We start from the raw sequence: 16,220 nt of genomic DNA, 5'->3' as shown, positions 1-16,220 counted from the left end.
AAAATATATCAAATTATCAAATAGAGATATTTTAGTTGACTAAATCGCTTTATTTTGAAAAAATTGGCAAACAAAATATCTAATCGAGAAATTGGTTGGTTCCAAATTGATTTCTTGATACCTCTTCTTTCCAAAGCTTGGCCGTTTAAATGGCGCCCAAACTGAAATCATCTCGGCCAATCAGGCGAGATGTGGAAAAATCATTGTATTGAAGGATGCTCCTCATATCATTTGCTTTGAGGCAAATGGCAAAGTTGTGTTGTCTTTAGAAAGACAATCAAATATTGAAGGGCATGCTCATCAGTTCAAATCTGTATTTGAGATGAGTTCATGTTATTAAAGCAAATACTGGCGTTCCGCCCGAGTAGGCTTGATCTGATCTTTGCCTTAAAAACATTTATTGCCGGAATGTTGGCACTATTTGTTTCATTTGAATTAGATCTGATTAATCCGATGTGGTCGATTGGTACGGTCCTGATTATTGCCAATCCATATTCAGGAATGGTGTCCTCTAAATGTGTCTATCGGGTGGTAGGGACAATTGGTGGAGCTGTGATTGCCTTAACTCTAACACCACATTTAATTAATACACCTTGGATATTTACCGTGGTGTTATCGTTGTGGGTGGGTTTTGCGCTTTATGTGTCGTTACTTGATCGTACTCCACGTAGTTATGCTTTTATGCTGGCGGGTTACTCGACAGCCATGATCGTCTTCAATGCGATTACCTATATTGATCAATACAATATATTCGATATTGCTTTAGCTCGGGTTATAGAAATTTCGATTGGCGTGATTTCAAGTGCAGTGGTTTCTGCCACGATTCTTCCAATGCATATTGGCTCAGCAATTAAACAGCGGGTGATAAAAGCCCTAAAAGATACAGAAAATCTGTTTGCTAATTTATTAAATACAGATTCGCAGCAGAACAATACTCAGCTCTTGGCTGCCATTACTCGCGACACCACAGATATTCATGCCTTGGCAGTACATTTGAGTTATGAAAAGGGTGAACTGCATGGCATGACCAAACCCTTGCAGGAAATGCTTCATCAAATCTCAATGGTGGTCGCTAATCTAGTCGCTTTATCTGAGCGTATCAAGCAACTCCAAGAACTGCGATTCATCGAGACTCATGCAGAAAAACTGCAACAGCTTTCAGCTCATGTTGTACAGTTTTTAGAGCAAAAAGATCTGATTATTGATGAAAATATTTTGCAGTTGCCTGATGAGTTTGAAAGTGATTTTGCAAGTTTGATGGAGTCGGCTTCTACACATCAACAAGTTTTGGTTGCAGCTATGAAAATGGATGTGCGCCATTTCATTAGCAATGTGTTGGCCGTTAAAGTCTTGTGGCAGCGAATTCAGCAAGGTAATAAAGAAATTCCTGACAACATTACCCCAATGACGACCAAATATCCAAGTTTGCACCGTGACCATGGTGTGGCGATACGAGGCGGTATTAGTGCAGTTCTTATTACATTTATTGTGACTGGAGTCTGGATTGTTTCGGGGTGGAAAGCTGGATTTATGATGGCACAGATGGGCGCAGTAACCGCCTGTATTTTAACAGCCTTAGACAACCCTGTTCCGGTTCTGCGTATTTTTATCTGGGGCAGTATAGCTTCAGCAGTTTTAGTCTTTGTTTATGCATTTGGTATTTTCCCGCATGTCACCACCTTTTGGGAACTTGGACTGGTTTTATTACCGATGTTCTTATTCGCAGTGTCTATGATGGCTAACCAGATGCTGATGCCAGTAGGTATGGTTTTGGGTATTAATACCATGATGGGACTAAACCTGCACAATGCTTATAGCATGGATGCAGTGTCTTATCTTGATAGTTCATTTGCCATGATCTTAGGTGTTTTAGTGTCTTTGATTGTCATTGACGTTGTTCGCGCCATGTCACCAGATACAAGTGCAAGCCGTATTTTAGCCTTGCATTATCGCGCCATGCGACAAGCGATCTATCTGCCATATGGTCTTGATTTTAAAGTTCATCTACGCAGTATGCTAGATCGGATTGGGATTCTAAACAGCAAAATGGTGCAATCAGACGAGATTAAAACTTCAATTCATCAGGCTCTGATTGAGTCGAGTAGTATTGTTGATTTAAGCCGATTGCAAGAGTTAGCCAATCAGTTTCCTCAAACATCCGAACTCACTCAGCATATTGGCGATTTGCAACAAAATCTGGATGAGTTGTTTAGAGCTAAAGAAAACGATGAAAATGATATGACAGCTTTAGTAGAGCGAATCTACCGAGCGTTATTTGAATTAAAACAGCTTGCTTCAAATGTTGAAGATATGACTATGCGACAAAGACTACTCATTTCACTGAACAATATTGCTTATAGCATGTGCCACGTTTCATCAGAGCAAATGAATGAAAACAGCACCCTGAGAGGAGCCACAGCAAATGGGTGAGTTTAATGTTTATGGTATTTATGTGCCTTCTTTGCTCGTTCAAGCACTCTTGGCATATATCTGTTTCCGTGGGTTAAGTCCTTTAACAAATAAGTTGATTGCACAAGGCTGGATTGCATTACCTAGTATTTTTAATTTGTGTTTTTACCTCTTATTACTTTTGGTAATACATCAAATTTTTGTTGGGGTCGGTGCGTAGAGATGTTTGCGAAATTAAAGATTGAGTTAGGTGAGTGAAATGAATCAGGTGGATTTGAAAAAAGTCATCCGTCCAGTAATTTTGATTGTCGCATTAATGGTGGCAGTCTATACCATTGTGCATTTATGGAATTACTATAATGCGGCGCCGTGGACACGCGACGGTCGAGTTCGTGGTGACGTTATTCAAGTATCTTCGGATGTTGCGGGGCTTGTGACAGAAGTATTGGTTCAAGATAACCAGACTGTGAAAAAAGGTCAGGTGCTCTTTAAAATTGATGTTTCTCGCCGAGCTTTAGATGTAGAGCAGGCAAAATCTGATTTAGCAAAAGCAAATGCAGCTTTTGCCCAAGCGCAAGCTGGTTTAGCACAAGCAAAAGCGAACCTGATTAAATCAGATACGAATATTAAGTTAGCCGAGAAAAACGCAAGCCGCTATTCAAACCTTATGGATGGCGCTATCTCTAAGCAAGAACAAGATCAAGTTTTCGCAACTCGTGATCAATCTCATGCTGAACATGAGCAACTCCAAGCTGCTATTCAACAAGCGGAAGCAACTGTTAAGCAACAACAGGCTCTGATTGAGGCGGCAACGAGTAATTTGCATTTGGCTGAGCTTAATATGCATCGTGCTGCGGTAATTGCCCCAGCTGATGGTACTTTATCTAACTTTGATATGCGCCCAGGTAACTATGTTCAAGTTGGTCAGGCTGTTGCAGCACTACTTGACCGTAAACAACTCTATGTTGTGGGCTATTTTGAAGAGACGAAGTTAAACCGTATTCATGTTGGTGATCAGGCCAGTGTACAGTTAATGGGTGATAGCCAGAAAATTAAAGGCCATGTACAAGGTATTGCATCGGGTATTGAAGATCGTGAACGCTCAAGCAGCTCTAAACTTCTTGCCAATGTAAATCCAACGTTTAGTTGGGTTCGTTTAGCGCAGCGTGTGCCTGTGAAAATCGTATTAGATGAAACACCAAAGAACCAGCTTGCTTTTGTTTCTGGACGTACGGCAACTGTGCATATTATCGAAAAATAAAAAAGGAAGGCTTTAGCCTTCCTTTTTAATATTAAGGGGTTAAACCGACCGGATTTCGATACCAACTCTGAATGAGTAAGGCGGCTGCAAAACTATCTGCAGAAAGTTTTTTTGCTCGACCTTGCTCTTGGTAGAAACCGAGTTCTTCTCGTGCTTCACGTGTAGTTAAACGCTCATCTACCATTAATGTTTCAATATTGGTTTGATGGCGTAAACGTCTCGCAAATTTGCGAGCACGTGTAGAAAGTTCTGACTCGCTATCATCCATATTCAAAGGCAAACCAACCAAAAATAGATCAGGTTGCCATTCTTTCACGATTTTTAAGAGTTGATCCCAGTTTGGAATACCATCTTTCATCACAAATAGAGGGAGAGGATTGGCACTTTCAATTGAAGACTGGCCAATCGCCATTCCCATTTTTTGAGTACCAAAGTCAAAAGCCATAATCGAGTTTGATTGTGTTTCGGTCATTAAGCATGTCCGATTTCAGATGCTAACCATGCACGATCTACACCGATCTTTTTATAAGCTGCATCCCAACGATCGTCATAAGGCAGGTTAAAAATCAGATCCATATCGGCATCACAAATGAGCCAGTCACCGCGTGTAATTTCATCTTCTAGCTGGTTTTTACCCCAGCTCGCATATCCTAAAGCAATTTGATATCGACCAACACCTTCATTATGGGCAATCGCATCAAGAATATCTTTACTGGTGGTAATACAAACATTTTCACCTACAGCGATAGATGAATGCCATGTCGGTTGTCCAGTATGAAGAACGAATCCAGCCTCGGGACGTAATGGCCCACCTTGTAAAACCACATGTGGATTTACATTGTCTGCTTCAATGTCGAGATCATTGAGTAATTCTTTAATTTGAATGCCGGAAGGGCGGTTAATAATAATGCCTTGAGCACCTTCTTCATCATGACGGGCAAGATAAATTACAGTGTTTGCGAAAAAGTCATCTGCCATTTCTGGCGGGGCAATCAGACAACGGTGAGTCAGATATTGTTTGGTCACCTAAGCGGTTCTCCCTCAAAAAATGTCACTAGAGGGTCTCTCGACCCTTTTATCTATATAGGTTCTTTTTATCAACATACAAGAGTTAATCGGTTTTCGCCAATCTTTTTCTCTCATTTTCTTTATTAATTTGAAGAAGCCTGAAATTTAAGTTGGCGTAATTGTTTAGCGTGTTGCAAGGTTGTTTCATTAATTTCAACACCGCCTGACATGCGTGCTAACTCAGAAATAATTTGATTTTCATCAAGTTGTACAATGGTACTGCTGGCTGGATCAGTTTGTTGTTTCTTCACTAATAAATGCTGATCTGACTGAGCAGCAACTTGTGCTTGGTGAGTAATACATAAAAGTTGAACATGTTGGGCTAGGTCAGCAAGTAAACGTCCCACAACTTCTGCGGTTCCACCACTAATCCCGACATCAATCTCGTCAAATACCAAAACTTCTGCTTCTGTTTTTTCAGCGTTCATGACTTGCATGACAAGTGCAATACGTGAAAGTTCACCACCTGAAGCTACTCGTGCTAATGGTTGTGGAGGAATACCCTTATTGGCAGTAAATAATAGTTGAATAAAGCTTAAGCCTTCAGCGGTAGGTTGCTCTAGTGGTTCAAACTTAAACTCGAAATGTGCCTCTGGCAGCGCTAAAGGTTTAACTTGTTCGGTTAATTGTTTAGCAAGTGGGGCAGCAGCTTCACGACGAATATGGTCTAAATGCTGGGCTTTTTCTAAAAATTCTTGATGTGACTTTTCTACTTGTTCAGCCAGAGTTTCAGGGTCTTCTAACTTATGTAATTGCTCAAGCTCACTTTGCCAAGTTTCGTACTCTTCTTTAAGTGTTTCTGGTTGAGTACGGTATTTACGAGCAAGTCGATGGAAAACCTCTAGCTTGGAGTTCAGTTCTTCCATCCGTTCAGGATCGAAACTCTGACGGTCAATAAATTGACGTAAATTTGATGTGGCATCATCTATTTCACTTTGAGCATTCAATAAAGAATTATAAATCTCGGAAAGTTGTTCGCTGCGGCCCGCGTGGGATTCTAATCTGCGAATAATCGAAGACATTTCTTGAGTAATGTTTTGCTCAGCTTCATCTAACACATTTAAGCTGTAGCTACAGTCTTGCATGATATGTTCATGATGACTGAGGCGATCGAACTCTTGCTCAATTTCTTTATAGTCAGTTTGAATGACCTCTTCGAGTTCTTCAATTTGATGCTCTAAAGTACCAATACGTTGCAGTCGGGTTGCCTGTGCATCTAAGGCTGCTTGATGCAAACGGATGGTACGTTGCCATGTGCTATAGGCTTCACGTACATCGTTCGCTTCAGCATAAAAATTGTTATAACGGTCTAGCCAATGCTTTGGATAAGGCGGTTCAAGCAGCTGCTGCTGGCTGTGCTGACTATAGAGTTGAACCAGCAAACGGCCTAACTCTTTGAGTTCAGAGAGACTGCTCGGGCGACCATTAACCCATGCTTTGCTGCGTCCAGTTGCGAAAATCACACGACGTAAATGAATTTCCCCAGAATCATCATCTAGCTCGTGGTCTTGGAGCCATTTTGCTTCAGGACTATTATTCTGATAGGTAAAAACAGCGGTGATATCCGCTTTGTCCGAACCATAACGGACATAATTTGTATCTGTACGTTCCCCTAGGCAGGCAGAGAGTGCATCCAGTAATAATGATTTTCCGGCACCTGTTTCGCCTGTTAGAACATTAAATCCTTGTTCTATATCAATAGCCAAATGATCAGCTAATGCAAAATTAATTAAAGTTAAATGTGTGAGCATAAACGCATCCAACGCGCCAAATTATGGGTTAAAGATAGAGAAGTTTTGAATTTGCTACAAGTGATCTATTATTCTAACTGAAATTATAGAACAGCAAGATTGCGGATATTTACAATGAAAAAAACATTAAGCTTACCGAAACCACCAATAGGGATGATCAACCGCCATAAAAAAAATAATCCTGCGGAAATGAATAAAATTTTAAATCAGCATTTTAATGCATTTAAACAGGCAGCAGCACAAGGGGATTATGCCAAAGCTTATCAACATGTTAAACAAGCTGTTAATTTAGTTCCCAAGCATGCTGGTGCCTTATCAGATTTAGCTTATACCGAATTGCGCTTAGGCCGTTATAACGATGCCCATCAACATTATTTACAAGCGATTCAAGCAAGTGGAGCTAACGTAAATACAAATTTATATGATGGACTCACAGAAGTTTGTCATCATTTAAAGAAAAAAGAAGAAACAATCAAATTTGGACGTTTGGCAATTGCAACCAAAAAAGAACTAGCGAAGAGCGAACCTGTTTTGGCAATTCCAGATCAGGTACCACCAACCTTTAGTGCAAACCCTCAAGAAAATATTATTGCTTTTTCTTTGTTTGGGGCAAACCCTCGCTATTGTGAAACCTCTATTTTAAATATTCAGTTAGCCAAACAAATTTATCCTGAATGGACGTGTCGCTTTTATGTCGATGATACGGTGCCAGTACTGGTGCAACAGCGTTTAAAAGAGAAGGGTGCGCAAGTTATTCAGGTTACAGATTCTCAAAAACAGCTATCTGGTCTGTTCTGGCGCTTTTTGGTAATGGATGATCCGACAATTAAGCGTTTTCTGATACGTGATGCCGACTCCATTGTCTCGCACCGCGAAAAAGCAGCTGTAGATGCGTGGCTCAAGAGTGATAAATGGTTTCACTTAATGCGTGATAATTATTCTCATACTGAGTTAATTTTGGCTGGAATGTGGGGCGGGTGTACAGGGATTTTTCATAATATTGAAGCACATATCAGGGATTATGTTGCCACCGGACGTTATCTGGATAATCGGGTGATGGATCAACATTATTTGCGCTATTGTATTTGGCCGACTTTAAAACAAAGTGTGCTTATACACGATAGTCAGCAATTTGATTCAGATGCTATCGATTTTCCTGCTTATGATCTGGCGTTAATGCAAAACGACAGTGAAAATTTTCATGTAGGAATGAATGACGGTTCACCAATAATTGCTACAGCAGTTGCCCATCCAACTGCACAAAGAGTATGTTGGATACTCCTAGATGAAAATCAGGTCGAAGTTTGCAGATACGATGCAATTGTGTCGAGTAGTCGAAATATTGAGATTAACTTACCTTATGCTTTTGCCAAAAAAATTCAGGCACAGCAGTGGAAATTACAAGTCTATCCGTATGAAAACTGATTGATTAGTTATTTAGGCACAATTAAACTACATTCATCATAATTTATATAAATACGGCATTATCTGGAGAGTGTGCATGAGTTCAACCCAATTTGATCATGTAACGGTCATCAAAAAATCAAACGTTTATTTTGGTGGAGCATGTATCAGCCATACCGTGCAATTTGAAGATGGAACGAAGAAAACACTAGGTGTTATTTTGCCGACTGAGCAAGCTTTAACTTTTGAAACTCATGTTCCTGAGCGTATGGAAATTATTTCAGGTGAATGCCGTGTAACAATTGCGGACAGTAATGAAAGTGAGTTGTTCCGTGCAGGCCAATCATTTTATGTGCCTGGTAATAGTCTTTTTAAAATCGAAACTGATGAAGTGCTCGATTACGTGTGCCATTTAGAAGGCTAAGAAATTCCTATTCAAATCGGGTACACTATGCCCAAAGAAATCCTGTGAAGTTGGCTTTGCAGGATTTTTATTTTTTTGCTCAAACGTTGTTAGAGGTCATGCATGGCAAAACCGGAATATTATTATGGCGTTCATTCAGTGGAGTCATTGTTAGAACTTGAGCCGGAACGTGTGCTAACCCTGTTTACTTTAAAAGGACGGGATGACCAGCGTTTGCAAAAGATTTTGCAATTGGCAGAGCCTTTTGGAATTAGTGTACAAAAAGCAAGCCGTGATAGTCTCGAAAAGCTTGCAGGTCTACCGTTTCATCAAGGCGTGGTTGCAGCAGTACGTCCGCATCCGACTTTAAATGAAAAAGATCTAGATCAGATTTTGGCTGAAACTCCAGATTCTTTATTGCTGGCATTAGATCAGGTAACAGACCCGCATAACTTAGGAGCCTGCATTCGTACCGCTGCTGCAATGGGCGTGCAAGCGGTGATTGTGCCTCGTGATCGTTCGGCAAGTTTAACCCCAACAGCTCGTAAAGTTGCAGCGGGTGGAGCTGAGAAAGTTAAATTCATTCAAGTAACAAATTTGGCTCGTACATTAGCCCATCTCAAAGAGACAACTCATACACGTGTTATTGGCACTATGCTTGATGAAAGTGCAATGCCAATTCAAAAATGTGATTTCTCTGGTCCAGTCGTGATCGTAATGGGAGCAGAAGATACGGGTTTACGCCCAATTACACAGGCACAGTGTGATCATAAAGTTTATATTCCGATGTCTGGAAATTTACAAAGCCTAAATGTGAGTGTGGCAACGGGTATGGCACTTTATGAGGCTTGTCGTCAGCGTTCTGAGGTATAATCTAGCTGCCTTTCTAGTTTTGTAAGCAGTCTTCATATGTCTCCCCGTAAGCAAGGTTATTTTTTTGTATTAGTGACCATGTGCATTTGGGGCGGGTTTACACTTTTTGCCCGTTTAAATGCACAGTGGCACATCAGTGCTTGGGACATTGCTGCACTGCGCTTTGCTATCGCCTTCCTGATTTTGATGCCGATTCTGATCTATAAGAAAGATCTCGCTTTTTTGTGGAGTAAGCACGCTGTTATTTTGGCGCTTATTGGTGGAGTCATTTATTGTCTTACCGTCTACACCGCATTTCTCTATGCTCCCGCTGCGCATGCTGCCATTTTTTTAAATGGTTGTATTCCAATTTGTACTGCAATTGCAGCATACATTTTATTTAGACAACCATTTGATAAGCATACATGGGTGAGTCTGGCAATTATGATTACTGCCTTGGCTCTCATGAGTGTGTTGATGTTGCAAGGTAATGCTTCGGCCTTTGGTGTGGGGGATTTGCTTCTTTTTATTAGTGCGATTTGGTGGGGCATTTTCACTGTATTACTTAAACAGTGGAAACTTTCTGCATGGCACTCTATGGCAAGTGTTGCGATTTGGTCTGCAATTATTTATTTACCCATCTATGCGTTATTTTTGCCTAAACACTTCATGGAAGTGAGTCCTGTTCATTTAGCGATACAGGGCATTTTCCACGGTGTGTTTGTCGTTATTATCGCAACTTTGACTTATGTGGCAGCCATTCAGCGACTTGGTGCTTTTAAAACGGGAAGTATTGTCACTTTGGCGCCGTTTATTGCTGCCATTTTAGCTGTACCTTTACTTGGCGAGTTATTAAGTCCATCAATTGTTGTGGGCTTGGTTGGAATGGGAATCGGTGCCTTACAACCTTGGCGCTGGTTTCGACAAGATAGCTTGGCACAAAAGATTCAGCAGCAAAATAAGCAAAACTAGTTGGCGCGCTTCAAATAGCTTTGATGTAAAGGCTCTAATTGCTGATATAAATGTTCGAGTAATCCGTCATTAAATACAATGTCATTGGCAAGTTCACGTTTACGCTCGCGCGGCATTTGAGCTGCAATAATTTTCTGGATTTGTTCTTGATTTTGCCCATCACGTTGGCTTGCACGTTGAATTTGAGTTTGTTCACTCGCATCAACTAATAGAGTGTGATTAACCAATTCATGCTGGTTGGTTTCAAAAAGTAGTGGTGAAACTAAAATCACATAAGGACTTTTTGGGTTTTGTAGCTGTTGAATAATGGATTGGCGAATGGCTGGATGCGTGATTTTCTCAAGTGTTTGTCTTGCTTCAGGGTTTTGAAAAATATATTCACGTAGGGCACGACGATCTAGATTGCCATCGGGTTGAAGCACCCAATCTCCAAAAGTTTGTTGGATTTTTTGGAGGGCGGGTTGGCCTTTTTCAACCACTTCGCGAGCAACAATATCGGCATCGACGACTTGGATTCCTTGGGATTCAAACCATTGTGTTGCAGCAGATTTTCCACTGCCAATACCACCTGTGACTCCCAGAATAAAAGCCATCTTAACCTCCCAAATAAATTTTCATAATCTGATCACCCCATAAAAAGGCAACCCAACCCGCAATGGCAATATATGGTCCAAAGGCAAAAGGCTGATTATCATTACGTAATTTTAGTAAAATGATGCCAATAATTGCACCAAGTAAAGATGACAATAGCACAATTAATGGCAGCATCAATGGCCCCATCCACGCGCCTAATGCGGCAAGTAATTTAAAGTCGCCGTACCCCATACCCTCTTTGCCTGTAATCACTTTAAATAAGTAATACACAATCCAAAGACATAAAAAGCCGATTAAATATCCCCAAATAGCTGAGTTAGGCGAGGTGTAAATATTAAAGGTATTAATACCTAAACCGAGAGCAGCCAAAGGTAGAGTGAAACGGTCGGGTAGCAGCTGAGTATCAAAGTCTATAAATGTCAAAGCAATCAGAACCCAAGTGAGCACTAGTCCCCAAAGCATTTGTAGGGTTGGGCCAAATACCATAACCACGACTAGTGAACATAGCATGGTGAGTAATTCAATCGCTGGATAACGAATACTAATAGGATGTTGGCAATGGCCACATTTTCCTCTTAACATCAACCAACTTATGACAGGAATATTTTGATACCAACGAATAGGTTGATGACACTCTGGACATGATGAAGCAGGTTTACTTAATGTCAGCTTTTTATGCTCAATGATGGGTTGTTCGGGATTAAGCAACATTTGACATTCCTGCTGCCAATCTTGTTCCATCATTTTCGGGGTGCGATAAATCACTACATTCAAAAAACTACCAATACATAGGCTCAATAGTGCAACTGCAATATAAAGTGCAGTTAAGTTTTGAATAAAATAAGCAATAATTTCTTGCATTATATGACTGAGCCCATTTGGAAAATTGGAAGGTACATCGCAATCACTAGACCGCCTACGAGCACCCCTAAAATTGCCATGATTAAAGGTTCCATCATTGAAGTTAAACCATCAACGGCATTATCAACTTCATTTTCATAATAAGTGGCAACTTTATAGAGCATGCTGTCTAGTGCACCAGATTCTTCACCAATTGCGACCATTTGTATAGCCATAGATGGAAAACGATTTGAAACACGCATTGCAAATTGGAGTTGTTGACCAGTAGCAACATCTTCACGAATTTTCATAACGGCTTCTTCATAAATTACATTATTGGTTGCACCAGCCGTTGACTCAAGCGCATCAATGAGCGGAACACCAGCCGCAAACGTAGTGGCTAAAGTACGGCTATAACGGGCAATAATCGCCTTATAAACCAGATCACCAAAGATAGGTAGTTTCAGTGTGAGTTTGTCTAAACCATCACGGAATTTTTTACTACGCTTCTTGGCTTCCAGAAATGCGGCAATAATTGCCCCAATCACAATAATCATAATGAACCAGTATTCCTGCATCCATTTCGACATGTTCACGACCATTTGGGTGAATGCTGGTAAATCAGCACCAAAAGAAGAAAATAGGTCTTGGAAAACAGGCACTACTTTAACCATCAAAATAATGGTAACAACCACAGCAACCACGATAACCGTTGCTGGATATTTCATAGCCTTCTTAATTTTCTGCTTAAGTAATTCACTTTTTTCTTTGTAAATTGCCACACGGTCCAACATGGTTTCAAGCGCACCAGATTGTTCGCCAGACTCTACGAGAGAACAAAACAAGTTATCGAAGTGTTGAGGATACTTTCTTAAAGCTGAAGCAAAGGTACTACCACCTTCAACTTCACCTTTAATCCCGAGTACCACCTCGCGCATGGCTGGGTTTTCTAGACCCTCCGCTACAATTTCAAAGCCTTGTACCAGTGGCACACCTGCTTTCATCATCGTTGCAAGTTGCCTAGTAAAAATTGTGATATCGAGTGTTGATACTTTCTTCTTGAATAAACCCTCAAGAATATTTTTACGCTTTTCCCGAATGTTACGGATAGTTACACCTTGTTTGCGTAGGGTGACTTTTGCTAAGGCCATATTCTTAGCTGGAAGTTCGCCCTTAATTTTTACGCCCTTACGGTCAACCCCTTCATAAGCAAAAGTCGGCATCATTTGTGCCTTTTTGACAGTCATGAATTATCCTTATTTTAAATTGTCTTTTATTCACTAGTCACGCGGTTGACTTCTTGTAAGGAAGTGACGCCTTGCATGACTTTCTTTAACCCTGAACGACGCAGATTATTAAACCCCAGTTTTTCAGAAGCAGCAGCGATTTCTAAAGCATTGCCATCTTCCATAATAATCTTGGAAATTTCAGGTGTAACTTTCATCACCTCGTAAATACCTACTCGACCTTTGTAGCCTTCACGACACTCAGTACAACCTACTGGTTGAAAAACTTGAAAATCGGGATGGGTTAAATCTTGGTCGGTAAAGCCCATTTCTATTAGGCTCTGTTTAGGAATGTCGGCAGGTATTTTACACTGCGGGCATAACCGACGCGCCAAACGTTGCGCAATCACCAGATTGACAGACGTTGCGATATTAAAGGATGGAACACCCATATTACGTAGGCGTGTAAGTGTTTCTGGAGCACTATTGGTATGCAGTGTGGACATAACCATGTGACCGGTTTGTGCAGCTTTAATCGCAATCTCAGCCGTTTCTAAGTCGCGAATCTCACCGACCATAATAATGTCAGGATCCTGACGTAAAAAAGATTTCAGTGCGGCCGAAAAAGTAAGACCTACTTTTGGGTTAACGTTAACCTGATTAATACCTTCAAGGTTGATTTCGACTGGATCTTCGGCAGTGGAAATATTAGAGCTTTCAGTATTTAAAATATTTAAGCCTGTATATAAAGATACCGTTTTACCAGAACCTGTAGGGCCTGTAATTAAAAGCATACCTTGTGGTTTATCGAGTGCTTCTAAAAAAAGAGCTTTCTGATCTTCTTCATATCCTAGAGCATCAATGCCGAGCATTGCGCTAGATGGATCGAGAATACGCAGAACCAATTTTTCACCAAACAAAGTTGGAAGTGAGTTCACACGAAAATCGATGGCTTTAGTTTTTGATAACTTAAGCTTGATACGACCATCTTGAGGCACTCGTTTTTCGGAAATATCCATTTGAGACATGACTTTTAAACGAGAAGCTAAACGGTTAGCCAATTGCAAAGGCGGATTTGCAATCTGACGCAACACGCCGTCGACTCGGTAACGGACCCGATATGATTTCTCATAGGGTTCAAAATGTAAGTCTGAAGCCCCCATACGAATTGCATCGATGAGTAATTTATTAATATATTTAACAATAGGTGCTTCATCGCCTTGAGGCGTTTCTTCCTCATCCTCTTGTGAGGGTGGAGCTTCTAGATCTACATCAAGATCAAACTCTTCATCACTAAATTCGAAGCTACTTTCTTCGGTAAATTGCTGCGCCAGAATTTTCTCAAGCTTATGGTGCTCGACAATAACTGGTTCAACCATGAGCTTGCTATTAAAGCGAATGGCATCAATCGCTTCAATATTACTTGGATTGCTGGTCGCGACATATAAAATCTGTCCTCTTTGTATAAGAGGTAAGACCCGATGTTTTAAAATCAGTTTCTGATCAACCAAATCTTTGGGAATTTGGCTTGTGTCGTAAACATCCAGATCAAAATATGGTTCAGCAAATTCAATAGAAATTGTTTCTGCTAATAAAGAAGGGGAGAGATGAACCTCTTCAATCAGGTACGCAACCGTATCCCGTTTAGCTCTTTTTGCTGCATCTAATGCTGTTTGCATGGTCGCTGCCGACACATGTTTTTCTTCGACTAATCGCCGAAAAAACCCCGAAAATTTTGGAGATGTATTTAAGACTGACATCTGCCTACCTGTGCTCATATGTTTATAATTGGTATATAAAAAATTATACTTTTGTTATCTAAAATTACTACCTGAGAAAATGATGCTCTGGTCTTGATCCACTCGCCAAAGCTTGAACTAGTCGAAGTTTTTATTCATTAATTTTTGAAAGACGATTCTTTAGATTCAATAAAGTTTTATAACTGTTTTCAATTAGTAGAAAAGATATGGGCAAAGCCGTTAAAGAAAAGTATCTGAAATTTGTATAAATGCGTGTAGAATGTGCTGCATTTTTGATGAAAGGTGAGCCGTATGTCGGGTTCGACGATTACGCCTTGGGTAGTTGGCAACTGGAAAATGAACCCAATGCGTGCCAATGCCAAACAACTTATAGAAGAATTTAAACAACTATTGCAACAAAACCAAATTGCAGATGAAAGCTGTCATGTAGGGGTTGCTCCGGTTTCTATTGCACTTGCAATGGTACAAACACAATTGCAAGATGCTGCAAGAACAGTATATACAGTTGCACAAGATGTATCGCGTGTAGCGGGTACTGGCGCGTATACTGGCGAAGTCAGCGCAGAACTATTAAAAGATAGCCAAATTAATTTTGTACTTGTTGGACATTCTGAGCGTCGCGATATTTTTGGCGATAACGTTGAAATTTTGAAAGCTAAACTCCAAAATGCATTAAATGCGGGCTTGACTGTCATTTATTGTGTTGGTGAAAGTCTTGAACAACGTGAACAGGGTTTGGCAGAACAAGTTGTATTGCAACAAATTTGTGATATTGCTCCTGTAGTAACTGTTGAGCAGTGGCAAAAGCAAATTGTAATTGCTTATGAGCCAATCTGGGCAATTGGGACAGGTAAAACTGCTTCTCCACAAGATGCACAGGCAATGCATGCTAAGATTCGTGAAGGTTTAAGTCAGATTACCTCAGCGGGTTCAGACATTGCGATTTTATATGGCGGTAGTGTAAAAGCTGAAAATGCGGTTGAATTAGCGGCATGTCCAGATATTAATGGTGCGTTGGTAGGCGGTGCTTCGTTAAATGCAGCATCTTTTTATCAAATTGTACAAGCCTTTGCACAAAGTAAATAACGAGGATAGGGTATGCACTCTTTTGTACTGATCGTACATATTATTTTAGCGGTACTGATGATTGCCTTAATTCTAGTGCAACACGGTAAAGGTGCTGATGCCGGTGCTTCTTTCGGCGGTGGCGGAGCAGCAACTGTATTCGGTGCTTCAGGTTCAGGGAACTTCCTTACTCGACTTACTGCTATCTTAACAGCGTTGTTTTTTGTGACGAGTTTAACTCTCGCTGTTTTCGCAAAAAAACAGACGACTGAGGCATATAGTTTGAAAACTGTACAAACGACAGCGCCAGTTCAAACGACATCGCCTGAAACTTCACCAAATGCACCGAAATCGAGTCAATAATTCGAAATAGGGCTTTCCTTTTGCAGTGGGAAGGACTAGAATGCGTCCCACAAGCTGCGGTGGTGGTGGAATTGGTAGACACGCTACCTTGAGGTGGTAGTGCCTTCGGGCGTGGGGGTTCAAGTCCCCCCTTCCGCACCAACTTTGAACCAGAAAGTTGAGTGCAAGCAGTTTTTTGATGCGGGATGGAGCAGTCTGGTAGCTCGTCGGGCTCATAACCCGAAGGTCGTTGGTTCAAATCCAGCTCCCGCT

The 16,220-nt window shown here is 40.8% G+C and carries 17 protein-coding genes and 2 tRNA genes; 12 read left to right on the top strand and 7 right to left on the bottom strand.

The window, feature by feature from the left end:
* Positions 1–208: 208 nt before the first annotated feature.
* The 4 genes from KTJ10_RS16130 to KTJ10_RS16115 are packed head-to-tail and all read left to right on the top strand — an operon-like array spanning position 209 to position 3,670.
* Positions 209–340 (top strand): hypothetical protein, encoded by a 132-nt coding sequence (locus KTJ10_RS16130; RefSeq protein ID WP_002115031.1) that lies wholly within the window; start codon positions 209–211, stop codon positions 338–340.
* Positions 331–2,430 (top strand): FUSC family protein, encoded by a 2,100-nt coding sequence (locus KTJ10_RS16125; RefSeq protein WP_262442433.1) that lies wholly within the window; start codon positions 331–333, stop codon positions 2,428–2,430. Before KTJ10_RS16130 ends, KTJ10_RS16125 begins: the two co-directional genes overlap by 10 nt.
* On the top strand, positions 2,423–2,629 hold the full coding sequence (locus tag KTJ10_RS16120) for a DUF1656 domain-containing protein (RefSeq protein WP_002115096.1): 207 nt from the start codon (positions 2,423–2,425) through the stop codon (positions 2,627–2,629). The genes KTJ10_RS16125 and KTJ10_RS16120 overlap by 8 nt, the downstream gene beginning before the upstream one ends.
* Before the next feature lie 39 nt (positions 2,630–2,668).
* Positions 2,669–3,670 carry an HlyD family secretion protein gene (locus KTJ10_RS16115; protein WP_002114928.1) on the top strand — a complete coding sequence of 334 codons (1,002 nt, stop codon included), beginning with the start codon at positions 2,669–2,671 and terminating at the stop codon, positions 3,668–3,670.
* A gap of 31 nt (positions 3,671–3,701) precedes the next feature.
* On the opposite strand, the gene ruvX is transcribed toward KTJ10_RS16115, so the two are convergent.
* From ruvX to recN, 3 genes are all read right to left on the bottom strand, one after another.
* Complete coding sequence (gene ruvX / locus KTJ10_RS16110; RefSeq protein WP_032005685.1) at positions 3,702–4,142, bottom strand: Holliday junction resolvase RuvX; 441 nt, start codon at positions 4,140–4,142, stop codon at positions 3,702–3,704.
* Complete coding sequence (locus tag KTJ10_RS16105) at positions 4,142–4,696, bottom strand: YqgE/AlgH family protein (protein WP_002114753.1); 555 nt, start codon at positions 4,694–4,696, stop codon at positions 4,142–4,144. The genes ruvX and KTJ10_RS16105 overlap by 1 nt, the downstream gene beginning before the upstream one ends.
* 125 nt (positions 4,697–4,821) lie before the next feature.
* A complete protein-coding gene (gene recN, locus KTJ10_RS16100; RefSeq protein WP_262442432.1) occupies positions 4,822–6,489 on the bottom strand; it encodes a DNA repair protein RecN in 1,668 nt (555 codons plus the stop codon).
* A gap of 114 nt (positions 6,490–6,603) precedes the next feature.
* Here recN and KTJ10_RS16095 point away from each other — a divergent pair, with 114 nt between their 5' ends.
* From KTJ10_RS16095 to KTJ10_RS16080, 4 genes are all read left to right on the top strand, one after another.
* Positions 6,604–7,914 (top strand): tetratricopeptide repeat protein, encoded by a 1,311-nt coding sequence (locus tag KTJ10_RS16095; protein WP_262442431.1) that lies wholly within the window; start codon positions 6,604–6,606, stop codon positions 7,912–7,914.
* 76 nt (positions 7,915–7,990) lie between these two features.
* Entirely contained in the window at positions 7,991–8,317 is a 327-nt protein-coding gene (locus tag KTJ10_RS16090; protein WP_002115102.1) for a pyrimidine/purine nucleoside phosphorylase, read from the top strand.
* A gap of 102 nt (positions 8,318–8,419) precedes the next feature.
* Positions 8,420–9,169: a 23S rRNA (guanosine(2251)-2'-O)-methyltransferase RlmB gene (gene rlmB / locus KTJ10_RS16085; protein ID WP_005065863.1), complete on the top strand. Its 750-nt coding sequence runs from the start codon at positions 8,420–8,422 to the stop codon at positions 9,167–9,169.
* Between the two features lie 36 nt (positions 9,170–9,205).
* Positions 9,206–10,120: a DMT family transporter gene (locus tag KTJ10_RS16080; RefSeq protein ID WP_199977305.1), complete on the top strand. Its 915-nt coding sequence runs from the start codon at positions 9,206–9,208 to the stop codon at positions 10,118–10,120.
* Here KTJ10_RS16080 and coaE read toward each other — a convergent pair.
* Genes coaE through pilB form a run of 4 tightly spaced genes read right to left on the bottom strand, consistent with a single transcriptional unit; the run spans position 10,117 to position 14,540 of the window.
* Positions 10,117–10,713, bottom strand: coding sequence for a dephospho-CoA kinase (coaE, locus tag KTJ10_RS16075; RefSeq protein ID WP_005065869.1), 597 nt, complete (start codon positions 10,711–10,713; stop codon positions 10,117–10,119). The two genes, KTJ10_RS16080 and coaE, sit on opposite strands and share 4 nt — an antisense overlap.
* A gap of 1 nt (position 10,714) precedes the next feature.
* On the bottom strand, positions 10,715–11,575 hold the full coding sequence (locus KTJ10_RS16070) for a prepilin peptidase (protein WP_262442430.1): 861 nt from the start codon (positions 11,573–11,575) through the stop codon (positions 10,715–10,717).
* The gene (locus tag KTJ10_RS16065) at positions 11,575–12,801 is read right to left on the bottom strand and encodes a type II secretion system F family protein (protein ID WP_262442429.1); all 1,227 of its coding nucleotides are present in this window, start codon (positions 12,799–12,801) and stop codon (positions 11,575–11,577) included. Before KTJ10_RS16065 ends, KTJ10_RS16070 begins: the two co-directional genes overlap by 1 nt.
* A gap of 26 nt (positions 12,802–12,827) precedes the next feature.
* Entirely contained in the window at positions 12,828–14,540 is a 1,713-nt protein-coding gene (gene pilB / locus KTJ10_RS16060) for a type IV-A pilus assembly ATPase PilB (RefSeq protein ID WP_262442428.1), read from the bottom strand.
* Between the two features lie 291 nt (positions 14,541–14,831).
* On the opposite strand from pilB, the gene tpiA reads away from it, so the two are divergent.
* The 4 genes from tpiA to KTJ10_RS16040 all read left to right on the top strand — a co-directional run bounded on the left by tpiA (position 14,832) and on the right by KTJ10_RS16040 (position 16,220).
* A complete protein-coding gene (gene tpiA / locus KTJ10_RS16055) occupies positions 14,832–15,626 on the top strand; it encodes a triose-phosphate isomerase (RefSeq protein ID WP_017481951.1) in 795 nt (264 codons plus the stop codon).
* Positions 15,627–15,638: 12 nt separating this feature from the next.
* On the top strand, positions 15,639–15,968 hold the full coding sequence (secG, locus tag KTJ10_RS16050; RefSeq protein WP_032005670.1) for a preprotein translocase subunit SecG: 330 nt from the start codon (positions 15,639–15,641) through the stop codon (positions 15,966–15,968).
* A gap of 56 nt (positions 15,969–16,024) precedes the next feature.
* Positions 16,025–16,109: transfer RNA gene (locus tag KTJ10_RS16045), tRNA-Leu, on the top strand.
* A gap of 39 nt (positions 16,110–16,148) precedes the next feature.
* Positions 16,149–16,220, top strand: a tRNA-Met gene (locus KTJ10_RS16040).

The sequence above is a fragment of the Acinetobacter sp. WU_MDCI_Abxc222 genome (assembly GCF_025514755.1).
In the GTDB taxonomy this organism is placed as follows: Bacteria; Pseudomonadota; Gammaproteobacteria; order Pseudomonadales; family Moraxellaceae; genus Acinetobacter; species Acinetobacter geminorum.
This window is presented reverse-complemented; position numbering and strand designations above follow the sequence as displayed.